The 20257-nt window shown below is 62.8% G+C and carries 18 protein-coding genes; 2 read left to right on the top strand and 16 right to left on the bottom strand.

Annotated elements, in window-relative coordinates; genetic code table 11:
- Positions 1-35: 35 nt before the first annotated feature.
- From BLR69_RS22405 to BLR69_RS22370, 8 genes are all read right to left on the bottom strand, one after another.
- Positions 36-1478 carry an efflux transporter outer membrane subunit gene (locus BLR69_RS22405; RefSeq protein WP_071493231.1) on the bottom strand — a complete coding sequence of 481 codons (1443 nt, stop codon included), beginning with the start codon at positions 1476-1478 and terminating at the stop codon, positions 36-38.
- Positions 1475-2365: an efflux RND transporter periplasmic adaptor subunit gene (locus tag BLR69_RS22400; protein ID WP_071493232.1), complete on the bottom strand. Its 891-nt coding sequence runs from the start codon at positions 2363-2365 to the stop codon at positions 1475-1477. Before BLR69_RS22400 ends, BLR69_RS22405 begins: the two co-directional genes overlap by 4 nt.
- Complete coding sequence (locus BLR69_RS22395; protein ID WP_010214247.1) at positions 2362-2571, bottom strand: DUF1656 domain-containing protein; 210 nt, start codon at positions 2569-2571, stop codon at positions 2362-2364. The genes BLR69_RS22400 and BLR69_RS22395 overlap by 4 nt, the downstream gene beginning before the upstream one ends.
- Positions 2568-4646, bottom strand: a complete 2079-nt coding sequence (locus BLR69_RS22390; protein WP_071493233.1) for an FUSC family protein — start codon at positions 4644-4646, stop codon at positions 2568-2570. Before BLR69_RS22390 ends, BLR69_RS22395 begins: the two co-directional genes overlap by 4 nt.
- Positions 4643-5053, bottom strand: a complete 411-nt coding sequence (locus BLR69_RS22385; RefSeq protein WP_058425810.1) for a MarR family winged helix-turn-helix transcriptional regulator — start codon at positions 5051-5053, stop codon at positions 4643-4645. The genes BLR69_RS22390 and BLR69_RS22385 overlap by 4 nt, the downstream gene beginning before the upstream one ends.
- Before the next feature lie 168 nt (positions 5054-5221).
- Complete coding sequence (locus BLR69_RS22380) at positions 5222-6700, bottom strand: Fic family protein (protein ID WP_071493234.1); 1479 nt, start codon at positions 6698-6700, stop codon at positions 5222-5224.
- Positions 6701-6801: 101 nt separating this feature from the next.
- Entirely contained in the window at positions 6802-7047 is a 246-nt protein-coding gene (locus BLR69_RS22375) for a DUF2789 domain-containing protein (protein WP_071493235.1), read from the bottom strand.
- Between the two features lie 33 nt (positions 7048-7080).
- Positions 7081-8685: a glycosyltransferase family 39 protein gene (locus tag BLR69_RS22370; protein WP_071493236.1), complete on the bottom strand. Its 1605-nt coding sequence runs from the start codon at positions 8683-8685 to the stop codon at positions 7081-7083.
- Between the two features lie 168 nt (positions 8686-8853).
- Between BLR69_RS22370 and BLR69_RS22365 the strand changes: the two genes are divergently transcribed.
- Both BLR69_RS22365 and BLR69_RS22360 read left to right on the top strand, forming a co-directional pair.
- Complete coding sequence (locus BLR69_RS22365) at positions 8854-11022, top strand: outer membrane assembly lipoprotein YfiO (RefSeq protein WP_071493237.1); 2169 nt, start codon at positions 8854-8856, stop codon at positions 11020-11022.
- The gene (locus BLR69_RS22360) at positions 11019-11723 is read left to right on the top strand and encodes a DUF3142 domain-containing protein (protein ID WP_071493238.1); all 705 of its coding nucleotides are present in this window, start codon (positions 11019-11021) and stop codon (positions 11721-11723) included. The genes BLR69_RS22365 and BLR69_RS22360 overlap by 4 nt, the downstream gene beginning before the upstream one ends.
- Here BLR69_RS22360 and BLR69_RS22355 read toward each other — a convergent pair.
- From BLR69_RS22355 to BLR69_RS22320, 8 genes are all read right to left on the bottom strand, one after another.
- Complete coding sequence (locus BLR69_RS22355; RefSeq protein ID WP_232000930.1) at positions 11623-13173, bottom strand: efflux transporter outer membrane subunit; 1551 nt, start codon at positions 13171-13173, stop codon at positions 11623-11625. The genes BLR69_RS22360 and BLR69_RS22355 overlap by 101 nt on opposite strands.
- Positions 13170-14228: an HlyD family secretion protein gene (locus tag BLR69_RS22350; protein WP_071493239.1), complete on the bottom strand. Its 1059-nt coding sequence runs from the start codon at positions 14226-14228 to the stop codon at positions 13170-13172. The genes BLR69_RS22355 and BLR69_RS22350 overlap by 4 nt, the downstream gene beginning before the upstream one ends.
- A 15-nt stretch (positions 14229-14243) precedes the next feature.
- Positions 14244-15779, bottom strand: coding sequence for an MFS transporter (locus tag BLR69_RS22345; protein WP_071493240.1), 1536 nt, complete (start codon positions 15777-15779; stop codon positions 14244-14246).
- Between the two features lie 102 nt (positions 15780-15881).
- Positions 15882-16802 carry a LysR family transcriptional regulator gene (locus tag BLR69_RS22340; RefSeq protein ID WP_071493241.1) on the bottom strand — a complete coding sequence of 307 codons (921 nt, stop codon included), beginning with the start codon at positions 16800-16802 and terminating at the stop codon, positions 15882-15884.
- 52 nt (positions 16803-16854) lie between these two features.
- The gene (locus BLR69_RS22335; RefSeq protein ID WP_071493242.1) at positions 16855-17481 is read right to left on the bottom strand and encodes a TonB family protein; all 627 of its coding nucleotides are present in this window, start codon (positions 17479-17481) and stop codon (positions 16855-16857) included.
- Between the two features lie 130 nt (positions 17482-17611).
- Entirely contained in the window at positions 17612-18460 is an 849-nt protein-coding gene (locus BLR69_RS22330; protein ID WP_071493243.1) for an ABC transporter permease, read from the bottom strand.
- Between the two features lie 12 nt (positions 18461-18472).
- Positions 18473-19324 (bottom strand): ABC transporter ATP-binding protein, encoded by an 852-nt coding sequence (locus BLR69_RS22325; protein WP_071493244.1) that lies wholly within the window; start codon positions 19322-19324, stop codon positions 18473-18475.
- Between the two features lie 26 nt (positions 19325-19350).
- Positions 19351-20244 (bottom strand): TauD/TfdA dioxygenase family protein, encoded by an 894-nt coding sequence (locus tag BLR69_RS22320; RefSeq protein WP_071493245.1) that lies wholly within the window; start codon positions 20242-20244, stop codon positions 19351-19353.
- Positions 20245-20257 lie beyond the last annotated feature (13 nt).

Genomic DNA, 20257 nt, shown 5'->3' with positions numbered 1-20257 from the left:
CACGGCGCCCCACCTGACCAAGCATAGCTTTTAGCTCAGGGTTTGCCGGGCTGTGACGCTTGCGTTCGTCCGCTTTCCCACCCGCCGCCCAGGGCCAGGAACAGATCGATCTGGCTCATGGCAACCTGGGTGTTGGCCGCTGCCAGCTGTGCGCGCACATCGGTATAGGTGCGGGTGGCTTGCAGATCCGCCAGGAACGACGCGCGACCGGCCTGGAAGAAGCGATGGGTCTGCCCCGCCGCTTCCTTCGCCGACTCGCCGGCCTCATTCAGGGCATCACGGCGTTGCAGTTGCGCGGTGTATTGCGCAAGGCCGGTCTGGGTTTCGCGGATGGCATTGAGCACCACGCCGTCGAAGTGCGCCAGGGCGCCCTGGGTCGCGGCTTCGGCTTCGTGGATACGCGCACGGGCGCCGTTGGTCGGCACTGTCCAACTGATCATCGGGCCGAAGCCCCAGCGGTTGGTGGGCGCCGTGCCCAAGTCATCCAGTATGCCGACGGTGCCAACAGTGGCGCCGATGCTGATGTCCGGGTACAGCGCAGCGGTGGCCACACCGATACGCGCGGTGGCGGCGGCCAGTTGGCGTTCGGCCTGGCGTACATCGGGGCGGCGTTTGAGCAATGTCGCGCCATCGCCCACCGGCAGCAATTGCGCGATATGCGGCAGCTCGGCGCAGCTGCTCGTGCCGGCCGGCAATTGGTCCACCGGCTTGGCCAGCAGCATCGACAGGCGGAACAAACCGGCCTGGCGCGCCGCTTCGTAGCGCGGCATGTCGGCGCGCAGGGATTTGTATTGGGTCTGCGAGCGGGTGACCTGGGTTTCATCGCCCCGCCCGGCATCACGCAGGCGCTGCGTCAGCTTAGTACTCTGGGCTTGCAGGTCGAGGGACTCGTTGGCGATGGCCAACTCTTCGTTGGCCGCGCACACCTGGGTGTAGGAGCGCACCACATCCGCCACCAGGGTGATGCGGGCGATGTCGGCAGCGGCCTGAGCCGCATCCGCGTTGGCCTGGGCGCTTTCGATACCGCGCTGCAAGGCGCCGAACAAATCGAACTGATACGAGGTGGTGATGCCCACGCTGCCGATGTTGGCCACCGGGACTTTTTCCGTCAGCAAAAATGCCTCGCCGGATTCCTGCAGACGCTGGGCCTCGGCCTTGGCGCCCGCACTCCAGCCGCCTGCGGATTCAGCTTCCTGGGTCTGGAAACGCGCGCGCTGCAGGTTGGCGGCGGCCACCCGCAAGTCGGTATTGGAGGCCATGGCCTGGCGCACCAGTTCATCCAGGCGCGGGTCCTTGTACAGCTTCCACCAGTCGGCCGGCACCGGGGCCGACACGACATTGCTACCCTCGCCGGCGATCTGCCCTTGCAGGTCGCCCCGATTGATGGCGGACTTTTCCGGCAGCGTGTAATCCGGCCCCACCACTTGGCAGGCCGACAGCAGCAACCCCAGCGCGGCGGTGGCCAGCAGCTGCTTCATGGCTTGTCTCCGTCTTTGACCTTGTCATCGATGATCGAGACGGTGGCGGTACGCCCGGCGATCATGCGGAAGTCCGCCGGCACATCGTCAAACGCGATGCGTACCGGAATCCGCTGGGCCAGACGCACCCAACTGAACGCCGGGTTGACGTTGGGCAGCAGGTTGGAGCCGCTGCTGCGGTCGCGGTCTTCAATGCCGGCGACGATGCTTTGCACGTGACCATGCAGGCGGGCGTTGTCGCCGATCACGCGGATGTCCACGCCCATGCCGACGTGGATACCGTCGAGCTTGGTCTCTTCAAAATAGCCGTCGATGTGAAAGGAATTGCTGTCCACCACTGACAGCACCGGGCGCCCGGCGGTGACGAACTCCTGGGTACGCGGCGCACGGTCGTTGACGTAGCCGTCCACGGGGCTGCGGATCACCGAACGATCAAGGTTCAGTTGCGCGGAATCCACCGTCACTTGGGCTTCGGCCAGGGCCGACTGGGCACGGGCCACGCGGGACTGGCTTTCTTCCAGTTGTTCGCTGGGCACCAGGTTGCCCAGGCCTCGGTTGCGCTTGTACTCGCGCTGGGCCTGGGCCAGGGTTTCCTGGCGGTCGGCCACGGCAGCCTGGGCTTGGCGCAGCGCCAGCTTGAAGCGGTCCTGGTCCACGGCAAACAGCACCTGGCCCTTGGTCACCAACTGGTTGTCGCGCACGTCCACGCGCTGGATCAGCCCCGACACGTCCGGCGCGATCTGCACGATGTCGGCACGGATGTGGCCGTCACGGGTCCAGGGGGCAAACATGTAGTACATGACCATGCGCCACACCACGACGACCGCAAACGTCACGATCAACAACGTGAGGACTACGCGGCCGATGGTCAAAAAAGGTTTTTTCATGTCATCAGGTATCGACTGAGTGAGTCCACCGCGCCCAGCAACAGCGCGTAGAGCCCCACATTGAACAATGCCCGGTGCCAGACCAGGCGATAGAAGTGGAGGCGGGTCAACAACCCGTGCACCACCAGGAACAACACATACGTAATGCCCATCAGCACCAGCAGCGTGGGCAGGAACACCCCGCTGATATCCAGATCACCGATCATAAAGGCGCTCCATCAGGCAGCGGCGCTTCCATCTCAGTGCCGCCAATGAACTCCACACCGGGCAGCAACGCCAGGCGCAAACCGGCCAGCGCATGCAACAAGTGCAGACGGGTGTCGTCTTCGTCTTGCAGGCCCTGGCCGTTGAGGGCGCGGCGCGTGCGGTCCAGGGTCATCAGCAGACCGCTGGGCGCGGGCAAGCGTTCACCGGCCTTGAGACACGCCTTGAAGTAACCGCCGACGCCTTCCACCACTTGGTTGAGCAACACCCGCGGCACGCCGAGGATGCGCGGCGAGTAAGCCAGCAAATCGAGCAGGTTCAGCGCCACGCGCAAATCGCGCAGGGCGGTGCCGGTGTCCTGATTGATCAGGGCCAGGCGCGGCAGGTGCTGCATCAGGCGGTCGAGCATCTGCACGGCCATGTGCCGATGTTCGGCCAGGGTCGCGGGCTCGGTGAGGCTGACGATGTCGCGCCAGCTGAACCGGGTCAGGCGCTTGGCCGCCAGCTCGGCGCCGAAGGGCCGCGCGATCAGCGTCCACACAAAGGCGAACAGCAGGCCCACCGGCCCGGCCAGGTTGACGTTGGCAAAGTTGAGGAAGTCAGCGTCGTAAGCCCCCTGGATGCTGATGAACGACGAGGTGTTCACCAGCGTCAGCAACATGCCCAGGTAGAAACGCGGCTGCACGGTGAGCGTGCCGATGCAGATGAACGGCACCGCAAAGGCCAGCACCAGCATCGGGAAGTCGTGCAGGTTGGGCAGCACCAGGAACAGATAGAGGCTGGCGAACAACACCGACATGGCGGTCCAGAAGAAGAACCGGTAGATCTGCGGCGCCGGGTCGTCCATCGAGGCGAAAAAGCTGCAGGCGACGGCTGCCAGGATCACCGCGCTGCCGCCGTCGGTCCAGCCGAGCAGAATCCACAACACCGACGCGACAATGATCGCGGTGACGGTGGAAAACGCCGAGTAGAACATCAACCCTCGGTCGAGGAACGGCGTGAGCCGGCCCAGGCGCCAGTGACGGTACACGGCGCGCCAGGTGTCCTGGCTTTCACACTGGATCGCGGCTTGCAGGCTGCGGCAGTCTTGCCACAGGTCGATCCACTCGGCCAGACGATACAGCGCGTTGGAGAACAGCAATGTGTGGCGATCGTCGAGTGCTTCGCCGGTCGGTTGCAGGGCGTCGACCTGGTCACGCAGGACACGCCAGCGTTCCATCGGCGCCGCTTCTTGGGTGTCCTCCAGCCACTGGCTGGTCGCTTCCAGCAGCGGCGTGATTTTATCGAGGAACTCCGGCGCGCGATGCTCGATGGCATAAAGCGCGTCGTCGAGGGCGTCCACCACCGGCAGCAGGTGGATCATGCGCCCGCGCAGCTCCTTGGTATTGCGCACCGTCTGCGGCCGTGCGCCTTCGTGAGGCAACTGGCCGATCATCAATTCGAGGGTGTTGAAGGTGGCGACCATGCCGCCGCGCAAGGTACTGATTTCTTCAGGCTGCACATTGCGCGTGATAAAGCGTTGGCTGTAGACCTGGGCATCGGCAAACCACTTGGCCACCGAGCCATCGAACACCGGCATCAGCCGGCGCGGCCAGAACATCGCGCCCACCACCGCTGCTACCACGATACCGAGGAAGATTTCTTCGGTACGCGCTTCGGCGACATCCCACACCGCCAGCGGGTTATCCACCACCGGCAGGGCGATCAGCGGCAAGGTGTAACCAGCGAGCATCAGCGCGTAGTTGTTAGCCGTGCGCAAGTGCATCGACAGGAACAGCAAGGTGCCCGTCCACAAGGCAATCACCACCACCAGCATGTAGGGCGACTGCACGAACATCGGCACGAACAGCACCGCCGCCGCCGCGCCCATGAAGGTGCCGATGGCACGGTACAGCGCCTTGGAACTGGTCGGGCCGACAAACGGGCTGGACACGATGTACACCGTCGCCATCGCCCAGTACGGACGCGGCATTTGCATAAGCATGGCGATGTACAGGGCAATCATCGAGGCCGCGAAGGTACGCACCCCGTAGAACCAATCACGGGCGGGCGGGAAACCGGTAAAAAATCCGTTCAAAGCGACGCCGCCTCGAAAGCACGCAGCACACGCAGCGCGGCTTCCATATCACCTTGGGTCATGTCGGCCAGCACTTCCTTGCGCAGGCGCACCAACTGCACCTCCACCGCTTGCACCAGCTCACGGCCACGCTCGGTGAGGCTGAGGGACTTGGCGCGGCGGTCGTGGATGTCTTCGGTACGGCACACGTAGCCGTCGGTGCACAGCCGGTCGAGCAGGCGCACCAGCGACGGACTTTCCATCCCCGAGGCCTGGGCCACTTTGACCTGATGCACACCGTCGCCCAGACGGCCGATCATCAACAACGGCACGGCGCAGGCTTCGGAGATGCCATAGCTCACCAGCGTGGTCTGGCAGATTTTGCGCCAGTTACGGGCGCCCACCACCATGCTGCTGCTGAGGTTCATCTGGAGTTGTTCGAGGGATTGAGGCACTGGATAGTTCGCATACAGTTAGTTTGCTAACTATCAATATGGTGGATGGATGCTATCGCGTCAAGTTTTGAAACAATTTTGCGGATGGGTGGTGGGACGGTAGGGTAAGTAAAGCGGGTTTGCGCTAAGGCATCGTAGTCTTTAAGACTGATCGCTGATTACCCGCCCCACTTGCGCCTCAATAAACTCAAACACTTCCTCCGGCACGCTGTACTGAAACTGCTTGCGCCGGTGCTTGGAAACCTTGCCCTCGTTGTCCAGGCACATCATCACCAGCTTCGACAGGTCACTGCCACGCACGTCATAACGCTGGTTCACGGCCTTGATCACGCGGTCGTAGCGGTCGAGAAACTCGGTCTCCTCGCGTAGTTCAACTTCCAGGGCGCGGTGGGCCATTTGCAGGGTGAATTCGACGCAGCGGGTGGCGTCCCAGTAGCGGTAGATCGAGGGGTGGCCGATGAAGTCGAAGGCCATTGGGTCGCCGTCCAGCCAGGTGACGTTCCAGAATTCCCGTGTGGGTTGGGAGAAGGCTTTGAGGGCCTCCAGATAGGCTTGTTCTTCATGCTTCATCGCGACGGAAACGGGCAGCAACAAGCCGTTTTCCAGTGCGCCGTAGTGACAGAGCGTCTGATGGATCAGGAAGCGAGACAGGCGCCCGTTACCGTCCATGAACGGATGCAGGAACACAAAGCCGAAAGCAGTGACGGCAGCCGCCACCAATGGATCAACCTCTCTCACAGGCTGATTGGCGAATGCCATCAACTCTTCCATCAGTTCCTGACAGAGCGCCGGCGCAGGCGGCACATAGCTCACGCCCGCCGCGCCACGCAGGCCGTTATGCAGGTGGTTTTGTTCGTGGCGAAAGGCGACGGCTTTATCGAAGGGGTTGGACACGGTGCTGTTTTGCAGCTCGACCAGGTAGTCCTCTGTCAGCAGGCGGCCTTCATGAGCCTGGCGTAAGAGTTGTACGAAGCGGCGGGATTTCTCTTCACTGGGTTGTTCTTTTTCGATGGCGAACGAGTCGCGGGTTTCGTGGAGATAGGCCCACTGGATCGCGCGGTCCATCATTTCGGGTGGGAGCGTGGCCATGAAGGATTTGGCGCGATCCAACACATCTAGCGCCAATAACGCATCCACCCGAGGTGTTCGCTCTACGGTGGCGCAGTAATGCAGAGAACCCAACCCGTTGAAATCCACCCGCCAGCGGCTATTGCGAATACTGGGGCCGGTGACATAGCGTTCGGGATCGAACAAGGCAACGACACGCCCTCGCACCGGAACAGCATGATCCAGAGTCTGTCCGGTAAAACCTTCCCATAGAAAGCAAGCTTTACGAATAAACGCACCATTGGGGGAGGCTGCCAACCCAGCCAGAAATGGCTCGGGACCAAGCTGTTCAAACACCTGCGCAAGTACGGCTAGATTCACGCCTTCGTGCTTGAGGGCAAATAGCACATGTTCAAACCAGGCATGTTGCGCAGGCGCGACGCTGTGTGGAACAGCCAGGCAGTTGCCGATCAAGGTGATTCTGGTCACCGGTTTAATCATCGCGACGCGGTGCAGCGCAATGACTTTTAAATCCAGCGATTCGCAGAGATGGGCATATCCGACTGTTGCCAAGGTGAGCTTCCCCAGAAAAAATTCACTTGGTCGATTAAAGCCCAGTTTTTTTTACCTCTCACCATTTTTTTTTACATTATCGTGTTTCAGCAAAGTTTTTTTTACACCCCTCGCCCACCCCGCAACATCAGATTCAACTCATCCACCACTTCTGCCCAATCCGCATCCTCCAGAATCTCCTCGCGCAAAAACGCCTTCTGGCTGTCCGTCCAGAAAAACGCATCCGCCAGGTTCAGCTCCGGCTTGAGCGGTGAATGCACCGCCACGAATTTCTCGATACTCACCGGGTCATCCGGCAACCCAAGCTGTTTGAACAGTGACGGCAAGCTATGTACGGGCGATTGCATGACGGGCTCCTGATAGAAAAGCATTCACCCAGTCTAGCGGCAGCCCTCCGGTTGCGCCGACGGGACGTTGCACAACACGAACAAGCGCGCCCTTGCGCCTCCGCCATCCTGGCGACTGAGTTCGCGCCAGCCTTCGGGCAGCGGGGCGAATTCGTCCGGCGCTTCGTTGCTGCTGATCAGCCACACGCGGCGGGTTTCGGCGGGCAGTGCCGACAGGCGGTCGAGGTAGATGCGCCCGCCGTCCTGGTCCACCAGGGTGCCGAAACCGTAGGCATTCGGCCGGGTTGAGGTGCCATCTGGCTTGGGTGGGGTGTAGAGCTGCAATTGGGCATCGGTCTGGTCGTAATACACGTAGCTCAGGTACCACAACATGTCGCTGAGGACGATGCGGTCGTCTTCCTGGTAATTGCGGTTGACGAACTCCACCGGCACGTTGAGCTGGTCGTGCTCATCCACGGTGAAATTGTTCTTCAACCCCACCAGCTCGACGCCGACGAACAGCGCAAACAACGCCGCTCCCAGCAGTGCAAACCGCGACGGCAGACGATCAATGGCCATTGCCAGCAGGATCGGCAAGCCCAGGGCGTAGACCGTCAGGTAACGCTCGATAAACACCGGGGAAATAAACGACACACCGTAGACCAGCAGCAGCGGCAACAGAAAGAACAGCACCATCAGGCTGGCCGATCGGTAGCGCTCGCGATCACGCCAGGCCGTGATGACAACCACCGCCACCAGTAGCAGCGGAAACAGCCAGAACAGCGGCGCCCAGAAGCCGACGCCTTCATCCTGCAGCACGAACTGCCAGATCATCGACGGCAGGGAGAACAGGCTGACCGGATCCTCCCAACCGATGTCGCCCCCCACCTTGAGCTGCTCGACATGCTGCACCAGGTCCAACAGGTTCGGCAGCCACGGCAGGTACAACAGCACAATCGCAGCGTTGGCCACCCACCAGGCCGGGCGCGTGATCAGCCGCTGGCCTTGCGGCACCGTGCCACACAACACACCCAGGTAAGCCCAATGCACCAGCACGCACAGCGCGGTGAAGTAATGGGTGTAGAAACCGGCCGTCATCAACACGACATACGCCGCCAGATAGCGCGTGCGCTCGGGTTGGCGCACCCAGTACACCAGCGCCAGCGTGGCGCCCAGCAGCCAAACGCCGAGCAGCGAATACATGCGCACTTCCTGGCTGTAACGCACCGCGGTCGGCAACAGCGCCAGCAGAATCCCCGCCAGCACCGCCGCGCGCCGGGTGGAGAGTTGCCGGGTGAGCCAGGTGCCCAGGCCCACGGCGACCACACCAGGAATGGCGCTCATGCCGCGTATCGACCAGATGCTGTCGCCGAACAGCTCGATCCAGCCGCGCAGCAGGAAAAAATACAGGGGTGGATGCACGTCGTGTGCGGCGTGAAACCACAGGTCGCCCAAGGCGTATTCACTGAGCAGCAGGCTCGAGCCCTCGTCGCCCCAGATCGCCGCCGACGTCAGGTGGTAAAAGCGCAGGGCCAAGGCCAGTGCCAGGATCGGCACCCACCACAGTCGGCTGATCCAGCCGGCACCTTCCCACGTGAGGAGATTGAGTGCCGGTAACGTCCCGACCTTTTCGTTTTGCTCTACCACAGACCGACGCACCTCAATTCCCCTGATTGCCCAAGCGCAAACACCGCCACTCTAGGACAAAAGCCCAAGATCCGCCGCTGGAATCGGACAAATCAGCAATTTGTGCAGGGCTTCTCCGAAGCAACCGCAGGAACAGGCTATTATTGCGCCCCTCCAAGGACTCAGGATCAAGGACACGTCATGCGCATCGGTTTTCTGTCACCCCTGGCACTGGCATTGCTCGCCGGTATTTCCCAACAGGCCCAGGCCAGCTCCGACGACTCGTGCTACCCCGACTGGCGGGTTTCGCGTGACAGCCTCGATTCGTGCAGCAACCTGCCCTTCCTCAGCCCCGGCAACGACAGTCGCGTCAACCTGCGCCTGCTGCTGGCCGACAGAAACTCGGCGCCCCTGGCACCCAACGCCTTGAGCGAAGACGATCTGTCCCAAGGTTTTGGTCCTGTGCCCTTTGCGGTCTATCGCCTGGCGCCGGTTCCGAGCACTAACGAGGAACCGGACAACAAGCCCGACGACTCGCGCACTGCCGAACTGGACACGCTGCTCCAGCCGCTGGGTATCAAGCGCGACGACTACAAAACTGCGGGGCAAGCGTTTCTGAGTGGCGAAGGCAGCCGCTGCCGCAGCAACGACGATGACAGCGCCACCGCGTTCATCAGCCAGGTGGTCAAGGCCGACATGCCGGCAGCCGAGCGCGAGTTGCTGGTAAAGGCGCGTTTGCAGCTGCTGACTGCCTGCTCCTGGGAAGGCCAGGTGGTGGACGCGCAGCAGATCCAGTCCGCCGATGGCCAACTGTTGCGTACCTACCTGCAAGCCGCCGCTGACTTCTACAGCGGCCGTTTCGGTGACGCCGAACGGGGTTTTATCGCTGCCGGCGCCAGTAATCTGCCTTGGCTGAAGGAAGCTGCGTCGTACATGACCGCACGTACGTCCTTGAACCAGGCCCAGGCTGAAGCCTTCGACGAATACGGCATGCCGCAACTCGCGCGTGTGGATAAGTCGGCCTTGAACGATGCCGAGCAGGGTTTCCTCGGCTACCTGAAGGCTTATCCACAGGGCGGATACGTGGCCTCCGCCCGTGGCCTGCTGCGGCGGGTTTATTGGCTGGGGGATGACAACAGCAAACTCGCCGAAGCCTACGCCTGGGCCATGACCCAGGCCACTGACACACAACGCAATGTGTCGGTGGATGAGCTGGTGGAGGAAGCCGACCTCAAGCTGCTGATGGTCAACAGCGAAACCGTCAGTACACCGATGATCCAGTTTGTCAGTGACTTGATGGTGATGCGCGGTGGCAACCAGCCCGCCCTCTCCCGCGCCGATCTGGAAAAACAAAAAGCCGCGTTCGCCAGTGCGCCAGAGCTGTATGACTACCTGCTGGCGGTCAATGCGTTGTACAGCGAGCATCAGCCAGATGCTGCCTTGAAGCTGTTGCCGCAAGGCGTACCGTCGAACCTGACGTATTTCGCCTTCAGCCAACAGACCCTGCGCGCCCTCGCCCTGGAAGAGAAAAAAGACTGGAAAGGCGCCGAAGCCCTTTGGCTGCAACTGCTGCCGCTGGCGAAATTGCCACTGCAACGCGACCAGCTGGAGCTGGCCCTGGCGATGAACTACGAGCGCAGCGGCCAGTTAGCCAAGGTGTTCGCCGCCGACTCGCCGATCAGCGCCAAGCAGGTGCGTTACATCCTGCTGCGCAATGTCGCCGGCCCTGAGCTGCTGCGCCAGCAGATCGCCCAGGCCAGCGACCCGCTGGAACGCCAGACCGCACAGTTCGTGTTGCTCTACAAAGACCTGCTGCGCGGCCAGTTCGCCACCTTCGCCGACGACCTCAAGCAACTGCCGGCCGCTGCCCCGGAAGACAAACTGGGCACCAGCCTGGGCTACGTCTACAGCGCCAGCCAGACCTTGAAGCTGTTCCAGTGGAATGGCGACAAAGCCGAGTCCGGCTATGCCTGCCCGAGCATCGCGCAGATCGCCGCAACCTTGCAGGCCGATGCCAAAAACCCACAGGGCCTCAATTGCCTCGGCGAATTCATCCTGCGCAACGGCCTGGACGGCATGCCGCTGGAACAGGCACGCGCCGCCGGCAGCCTGGGCAGCAGCGCATCGGACTTCAAGGGTGAAACCTTCTCGCGTCTCGACGGCTACAAACAAGTTATCGGCAACGCCAAGGCGCCGAAGAATGACAAGGCCTACGCGCTGTTCCGTGCGATCAACTGCTATGGGCCATCGGGCTACAACAGTTGCGGCGGCGTCGATGTGGAGCCGGCCGTGCGCAAGGCGTGGTTCCGCCAGTTGAAAACCGGCTTCGCCGACACCCAGTGGGGCAAGTCCCTGCAGTACTACTGGTGAGACACCTGTGGCTCGGCTTGCTGCTACTGGCAAGCCCGGCCTTCGGCGCCGTCGACGCCCGCGACTATGACGCCTTCTGGCTGTGGAGTGGCGTCACTCCACAGCCGGTACTCAAGCAGGCCAAGACCCTGTACATCCTCCAGGGCCAGATCAACTCGACTCGCCGCGCGCCCCAGCGCGGCGTGCGGATGATCGCCCAAGGCATCAGCGTGCCGCGCCTGACCCAGGGCGACATCTGGATCGTCTACCGCGCCCACACCCTGCGCTGGCCCGAGCCGGTCTACAGCCAACTGCTCGGCCAGGTGCAACGCTGGCGCGACGCGGGCAACCCGGTGGTCGGCATCCAGATCGACTTCGATGCGCGCACCCAATACCTGCACGAATACGCCGGGTTCCTGCGCGACCTGCGCCAGCGTGTACCGGCCGACCTGCGCCTGAGTATCACCGGCCTGATGGACTGGAGCAGCAACGCCGACCCGGCCGCCATCGCCCAACTCAAAGGCGTGGTGGACGAGGTGGTGGTGCAGACGTACCAGGGGCGCCACAGCATCCCGGATTACGCGGCGTACTTGCCACGCATGAATCGGTTGGGGCTGCCGTTCAAGATTGGCTTGATTCAGGGGGGTGAGTGGGCAGCGCCGGGGTATTTGCAGGGGAGCGAGTGGTTTCGGGGGTACGTGGTGTTTTTGCAGAATCCGTAACCTGACCCGCGCCCACCGTGCGCAATGGATACACCGATTCCCAGCCGCCACCCAACGCTTTATACAAGCCAACCATCGCCAGGGACACGCCGGTCGAGCTTTCCACCCACTGTTCCTGCGTCGCCAGCAGCGCGCTTTGCACGGTGAGCACGTTGACGAAATCCACCACGCCTTCCACGTACTGCTGTTGCGCGGTGCGCAGGGCAATCTGGTTCTGGCGCACGGCTTCGGCCAGGCTGTCGCGGCGCAGTTGGCTGGCGTTGTAGCGGGTCAACTGGTCGTCGATCTCATGCCAGGCACGCAGCACGGTTTGCTGGTAGGCGAGCGCCGCTTCCTGCTGCTGGGCTTCGCGCAGGTTCAACATGCCTTGCAGGCGACCGCCGTTGAACAGCGGCAAGCTGAGCTGTGGGCCGAAGGCAAAGGCACGAGAACCCCAGGAACCGAAGTCCGAGAGCTGCATGGCCTGGGAGCCAAGGCTGCCGGACAAGGTGATGCGCGGGTAGAAGTCGCCCTTGGCTACGCCGATGCTGGCGGTGGCGGCATGCAGGCGCGCCTCGGCCTGGCGGATGTCCGGGCGGCGCTCGGCCAGTTCGGACGGCAGGCCAATCGCGACCTGGCGCTGGGTTTGCGGCACGGCGGCGTCCTTGGACAGTTGCGCGTGCAGCGCTTGCGGCGGCGCGCCCATCAACAGGCTCAGGGCGTTGATCAGCTGGTCCTGGCGCTGTTGCAAGTCTGGCAAGCGCGCCTCGATGGCGGCGACCTGGGCGGCGGCTTCGGCGACATCCAGGTCGGTCGCCACGCCGTCGGCCAAGCGCAATTGCGAGAGCTTGAGGCTGTGGCGCGCGACGTCGAGGTTCTGCTCGGTGACAGCGCGGGTGTTCTGCACGCCGCGCAGTTGGATGTAGTCCTGGGCGGTCTCGGCAAGTACCGATAACAGCACGGCACGGCGGTCGTCTTCGGCGACTTGCAGGGTGGCGTCGGCGGCTTCGGTTTCGCGTTTTACCCGGCCCCAGAAGTCCAGCTCCCAGGAGGCGGAGAAGCCTGCGTCCCACTGGTTGAACGCCGCACGGCCGTTCTCGCCGGACGGGTCGCTCAAGCCTTTGCCGCTGTTGCGTTTGCGCTGGTAAGCCCCCGTCGCATCAACCTCGGGATAGCGCTCGGCGGTCGTCACCTGGCGTACAGCGCGGCTTTGTTGCAGGCGACTGCTCGCCAGTTTCAGGTCGAGGTTATCGGTGAGCGCACGGCGTGTTAGGGCCGAGAGTTGCGCGTCTTGGAACACATCCCACCAACGTTCCTGCAAGGGATCACTGACCGCACGGCTGGCTGCTTGGCGCCCCAGGGGCTCGCTCCATTGCGTCACTTGCGGGCCCTGGGGCTTGTGGAAATCCGGGCCGACCGTGCAGGCACTCAGGCTGATGAGGCTCAACGTGAGCCAGGCAACTCGCTTCATTGCTGGGCCACCTCACGCTGCTGCGCGACCGGCCGGGTGTCGACGCTGGCTTCCACCGACATGCCGACACGCAGGCGTTCGATGTGGGCCTGGTTGGGTTCGAGGACGATCTTCACCGGGATGCGCTGTACCACTTTGGTGAAATTGCCGGTGGCGTTGTCGGGCTTGACCGAGGCGAAGGTCACCCCGGTTGCAGGCGCGAGACTTTCAAGATGACCGTTGAGCAACTCACCATCGAGGCTGTCGACGCGCACCTGCACCGCTTGGCCGGCGTGCATGTGGGAAAGCTGGGTTTCCTGGAAGTTGGCCACCACGTAAGCCTCCTCCAGCGGCACGACCGCAAGGATCTTGCTGCCCGGTGTCACATAGGCGCCCACCCGTACCGCGCGCTCGCCGACCATGCCATCCACCGGCGCGACGATGCGTGTGTACGACAGTTGATAACTGGCCAATTCAAGCGCGGCCTGGGCACGCTTGAGCCCGCCTTCGGCGGCATCGCGCTGGGCGCTGAGAATTACCACTTGCTTGCGTTCGGCCGCCAGCACCGCCGTGGCGTTGGCCAGGCGCGCGGTGGCCTGGTCGATGCGGGTCTTGGCTTGCTGGGCGTTCTGCACCGTGCCGGCGCCCACACCGGCGAGGTGGTTGTAGCGGTTCAGTTCGTGTTCGGCGAAGGCCATTTCGGCGCGGTCCGCGGCGACGGTGGCCTGGGCCTGGGCGATCACGGAGCTTTGGCGCTCCAGGGTCGCGATGGCGTTTTTCAGTTGGGCCTGGGCGACCAAAGCGTCGGCATCGGCGGCCTGGGCGGCGGCGCGGAAGTCTCGGTCGTCGATCAGCGCCAGCAATTGCCCGGCCTTGACGCGCTGGTTGTCTTCCACCAGCACCTCCTTGATGAAGCCGGCCACACGCGGTGCCACCAGGGTGAAGTCAGCGGCGACGAAGGCGTCGTTGGTGGTCTGGCGCTTGCTTCCCAGCACGCCCGGCGCGACCAGGTACACCAGCACGCCGACAGCAAATACAGCGATGACGGTGACGGCGATTTTGTCTTTGCGTTTCATGAACAGTCCTTTCAATCAAGTCGGTGCGCGCGGCGGAAAAATCCGCGTGGGCATCCAGAAAATCAGCAGGATCAACGCCACCGCGACCGCGGCCATGACGTAGTACAAATCCGAAGAGGTCAGTACCACGGCCTGCTCGTGCAGGCGTTGCGCCAGGCCCGGCGCGTCGCCGTCGACCAGGGGCGAATTGCCCAGACGATCGACCAACATGGTCGAATGGAAGTGCAAGCGCTGGGTGGTCAGCGTGTCGAGCACGCCGGTGGCGATCACGGCGGCCAGGCCCTTGATGGTGTTGAACCAGGCCGAAGCGAACGGCCCGTCCATGGGCTGGATGCTGCCGGTGGAAAGCATCAGCAGCGGCAGCACGGCCATCGGTTGCCCAAAGATTTGCAGCAGGTACAGGCCGTAGAAATCGTCGCGAATCCAATCCGACGTCAGGTGCGCACTGCCCACGCAGCACAGCACCAGCATGCCCAGGCCTATCCCCAGCACCCAGCGGCAGTCGACCCAGCGCAGGTTGCACAGCGCCGCCACCAACGGCAGCGCGATCAACTGCGGGATCGCCATCAGCAACATCACCGGCGCGGTTTGCAGTGGGCGGTAACCCTGCACCTGGGCGAGAAAACTCGACGGGATGATGATCACCGAGGTCAGCACCATCAGCACGCCTGCCAGCACAATCAGGGCGAACGCCAGGTTGCGCAGGCCGAGCATCTGCAGCTTGAAGAAGGGTATGGGCTGCGACCATTCGTTGAGCATGAACAGCACCAGCAACACACCGCCGCCACACAGCAGGAAGGTGATCAGGCCCGATTCGAACCAATCCAGGCGGTTGCCTTGCAGAATGCCGATCACCAGCATGCAGATCGCCGGGAAGCCCAGCAGCAGGCCGCGCCAGTTGAACTGTTTGAAGCGCTCCAGGCGCAGTGGATCCTGCGGCAGGCCATAGGCCACGGCGGCCATGGCCAGCAGGCACGGCGCAACGATTTGCCAGAACGCCCACTGCCAACCGACGTATTCGGTCCACAGCGCCGCCAGCGGTGTGCCGAGGCTCGGGCCGAAGGTGGCGGTGAGTGCGTAGCCGGCCAGGCCGTACAGCTTGACGTTGGCCGGCAGGAAACGCAGGGCCACGGTCATCAGCATCGGCGGCAACGCGCCACCGGCCAGGCCTTGCACGGTGCGCAGCACCAGCAGGCTTTCGTAGTTCGGCGCGAACGGGCACAGGATGCCGAGCATGGTGAACAGGCCGATGGCACACAAGGTGAAGCGGCGCAGCGAAAAGGTCACCGAACACCAGGGCGCAAAGGCCATGGCCGCGACGGAGGTGGCGGTATAGGCCGCAACCAGCCAGGTGCCTTCGTCAAACCCGATGTACAGCGCGCCACGGATATCCGCGAGGGCCACTTTGGTGACCATCTCGTTGAGACCGGAGACCAGCACCGCCAGCAACACGCCGACCAGGCCAATGATGATGCGCGGGCCGAATACGGGCGGGGTCATGGCAGTGGGTTTGGCTGCGGCCGCAAGGGTGGGGGCAGCGAGGGACGTCATGGACAGGTAGCTCGGAGTGATCAATACCCGAGCAGTTTAATCAGGCACACACATGACAAAAAGTTACTTGTTGGCAGGGTATAAGTGCGCCAAACGCAATTATCAGACGGGCTGCGCTTCGAGCCACGTGGCGTGGCAACTCTCGCGCATGGTTTCGCGCAGCCATTTGTGGGCGGGGTCCTTGTCGAAGCGCGGGTGCCAGGACTGGGCCAATACCAGTGTCGGCAACAAGATCGGCAAGGCGAAGGCGCGCAGTGGCAGTTTCAGGCGAGTGGCGCTCAGCAGCGCTTCCTTGGGCACCGGCAACAGCAGGTCGGAATCGGGCAGCATGAACATTGCGCCGTGAAAGCCCGGTGCGATCATCGCCACGCGCCGCTCCAGGCCCTGGGCATTCAATGCGGTGTCGATCGGCCCCCGCGCGATGCCGCGCCGGGAGATGCTGATATGGGAATAGCTGGCGAAACGCGCGGCAGTGATTTCTTCGTCGAACAACGGATGGTCTTCCCGCGCCAGGCCGACGAAGGTGGTGGAGAACAGGTTCTGCACTTTCACTTCGGGGCTGGCGGGCATGGTGTTGCTCACCCGCAGATCCAGGCGCCCTTCGCGCAACGCCTCGTCGTCGGTGTCGCCTTCGGGCACGAAGCACAGCTCACACAGGGGGGCCATGCGCTCCATGGTGTCGAACAGGCGCCCGCCATACACACCGATGAAAAAGTCATTGGCGCGCACGCTGAAACGGCGACGCAGGGTGCTCAGGTCTACCTGGTCCGCCGAGCGGAACAGCAGCGCCGCCTGCTCCACCACATTGCGCACCTGGCCTTGCAACTGCAGGGCCTTGGGCGTGGGCACCAGACCCCGGCCGGCGCGCACCAGGATCGGGTCGCCCACCGCTTCGCGGATACGCGTGAGCGTGCGGCTCATGGCCGCCGGGCTGAGGTTCATGCGACGCGCGGCGCCCACTACACTGCCCTCATCGAGCAGGGCGTCGAGGGCGACCAGCAGGTTCATGTCCGGTAGTTGCATGCCAGGCACTCGTGAACAACGGGGCGTGAAGTGAGCGCAATCGTAGCAGGCTTTACAGATAGCGCCTCAGTTTGACGGGCAGGTATTTCGCGAAGGTGGATTTAGGGTGAGCCTGGCACTTGCGCACGATGTCCGGCAGCGCGCTTTCCAGTTCGTCGGCCCGGGTCAGGCCTTCGTCGTAGTCGCTTTTACCGCTCAATGCCGGGAACATCACGGCGACACGGGTGATGGCAAAACTCTTCATCTGGATGAGCGGACGGGAAGGATGATTACGGCGGAACTGACTGACTTCTTCGTTCAACGCGCTGCAGGACTGATAGGTCGTTTCCATAAAGGACAGCTGAGTACTCGTTGCCCTGACCTCTTCAGGCGTGAAGATCATTTCGTTCTGCGCGTCGATCACCGCTGGCTGGTCTGCATTCACCGCCCAGGGTTTGAAATGCCATTGCTGGGCCGCCGCTACGGCGGCTGCGCCGAACTCAGGCTTGGTGGCGCTGAGCGCTTTTACATCGCTGACCGAACCATCACTGTGGATGTTCAAGCTGATGCGCGCATGTCCCGGAAGGGACGTCAGAAACGCCGGGTATTGCGGCTTGGGCATGGACACTGCTTCGGGTACGAACTCTGCCAACACCGAGGTCGATAACAACACAGCCGCTGCCAAGACAAGAAAACGCATAGTCGTAAATCCCTTTACCAGAACGGTTCGACGCCATCGCGGCGCCGAATTCGGGCGGGATTATCGAAGCCAGCCAGGGCAAAGAGCAACCATTCCTATTTAAACGCGAAGATTCTTATCCCTCGTGTGATCAACGCTGCATACCCCAGCGCTTGACCGTCAGACGCTCGAACGTGTCAAACACCAGGTTTTCCACGAGCAGGCCGATCAGGATCACCACCGCCAGCCCGGCGAACACCTTGTCGGTGTACAGCTCGTTGCGGTTCTGGAAGATGTACCAACCCAGGCCGCCCTTGCCGCTGGTGGCACCGAACACCAACTCGGCGGCGATCAGGGTGCGCCAGGCGAACGCCCAGCCGATCTTGAGGCCCGCGAGGATCGACGGCAGCGCCGCCGGGATCAGGATGAACAGCACAAAGCGCATGCCCTTGAGGCCATAGTTGCGACCGGCCATGCGCAAGGTTTCGGACACGCCGAGGAACCCCGAATAGGTATTGAGCGCCAGCGCCCACAGCACCGAATGCACCAGCACGAAGATCAGGCTGTTCTGCCCCAGTCCAAACCACAGTAGCGCCAGCGGCAACAGCGCAATCGCCGGCAGCGGGTTGAACATCGAGGTCAGGGTACTCAGCAAATCGCGGCCCAGTTGGGTCGACACCGCCAAGGTGGTCAGGACGAACGCCAGCACGATGCCGATCAAGTAGCCTTTGATCAGCACGGCCAGCGAGATGCTGACTTTGCTGAGCAATTCACCACTGAGCAGGCCGTCGTACAGCGCGTGAAAGGTCTGCAAAAAACTCGGCAACAGCAGGTCGTTGTCCTGGTAGCGCGCAACAGCTTCCCACAGGATGGCGAGCACAATCAGGATCAGGCCTTTGCGCAACCAGCCTTGTTGCCACAGGCGCTGTCGCAGCGGTAACTCGCGCTCCACGGGGACGCTGAGCAGCGGCTCTAGGGTGATTTCAAATTCCTGGCGCATTGGGTTGACCCTTCAGTAAGCGATGCGGATATCGGCGAAACCCAACTCACGTTCGGCCTCGGGCGCTTCATCGAACAGCAGGCGATGAATGCGCCGCGCCGATGCCTGGAACGCCACGCCCCCGAGGCTGTGCAGGTCGTATTGATGGCTGTGGACTTCCGCACGTACACGCCCGGGATGAGGCGACAGCAACAGGATGCGATTGCCCACTACCAGCGCTTCTTCAATGGAGTGCGTGACGAACAACAGGGTGAAGCGCACCTCCTCCCAGAGCAGCAGCAACTCTTCCTGCATCTTGCGTCGAGTCAGGGCGTCGAGGGCGGCGAAGGGCTCGTCCATCAACAGGATTTTCGGCTGCATGGCCAGGGCACGGGCGATGGCGACGCGGGCTTTCATGCCGCCGGAAAGGGTGTGTGGGTAGGCATCGGCAAAGGCGCCGAGGCCGACTTTGTCGAGGTAGTGCAGCGCGCGCTCCTCGGCTTCGGCGCGCTTCAGGGTTTTCGAGGCCAGCAATGGGAACATCACGTTCTGCTTGACGGTTTTCCACGGCGGCAACTGGTCGAATTCCTGGAACACCACGATGCGATCCGGGCCGGGTTGCTCGACCTTTTGCCCCAACAGGCGGATCTCGCCTTCGCAGGGTTTGATAAACCCGGCGATGGACTTGAGCAAGGTGGATTTGCCACAGCCCGACGGGCCGAGCAGCACGTAGCGGTCGGCCGGGTCGATCTCGAAACTCACTTGGTGGGTGGCCCGCACCACCCGCTCGGGCGTGCGGTATTCCAGGCTGACGTTATCCACCGCCAGCAGCGGCTGCGCCGTGTTCAGAGTGCTGGCCGCGTGGCCTTGCAGGGGCATGTTCATTTCATCTCACTTGGCGCAAATGGGGATCAGAAAGGCGCATCGCCCTGGATGGTGGTGCGAAACAGCTTGCGGCGCAGGTGGCTCGGGCAGCCGGCAGCCAGGTGGATCAGCGAGCGGTTGTCCCAGAAAACCAAGTCGTGGGGCTGCCATTGGTGGCGATAGATGTTGTGTGGCAACACGCTGTGGGCATAGAGCTGGGCCAGCAGGTCGCGGCTCTCGTCTTCCGGCAGGCCGACGATGCGGGTGGTGAACCCTTCACTGACGAAGAGTGCCTTGCGGCCGTTTTCCGGGTGAGTGCGCACGATGGGGTGCACGACTTCCGCGACCTGGGCAAGCTGCTCAGCGGTCAGCGTAGGGCGCCAGTTGCCTTCGAATTTGGTTTCGCTGTAACGCGCGGTGTAGGAATGCGCGGCACTGCGCCCCTCGACAGCTTTACGCAGATGCTCGGGCAACTGGTCCCAGGCTTTGTGCATGTCGGCGAACAGGGTATCGCCGCCTTCAGACGGCAGTTCCTGGGCGTGCAACATTGAGCCCAGGCTGGGCAGCTCTTTGTAAGACAGGTCCGAGTGCCAGAATTTGCCCGCGTCCCCCAGGCCGATGGATTGGCCGTTTTCGATGATGTTGGAGACGATCAGGATTTCCGGGTGGTTGGCCAGCAGGAACTGTTTGAGCACGTGGATCTGCAGCACGCCGAAGCGGCGGCTGAAGGCGATCTGTTGTTCGGGGGTGATGCGTTGGTCGCGGAACACCACGACGTGGTGGTCCAGGTGCGCTTGATGGATGCGGGTGAAATCCTGATCGGTGACCGGACGCGACAGGTCCAGGCCGATGATCTCGGCGCCGACACTGCCGGAAAAAGGAAGAATCTCGAAGGTTTGCGTGGTGGCGGTCGCTGTTGGAACAGTAGAGGTGGCGGACATGAGGTCACTCCCG

This window comes from Pseudomonas azotoformans (assembly GCF_900103345.1).
GTDB classification, from domain to species: domain Bacteria; phylum Pseudomonadota; class Gammaproteobacteria; order Pseudomonadales; family Pseudomonadaceae; genus Aquipseudomonas; species Aquipseudomonas azotoformans.
This window is presented reverse-complemented; position numbering and strand designations above follow the sequence as displayed.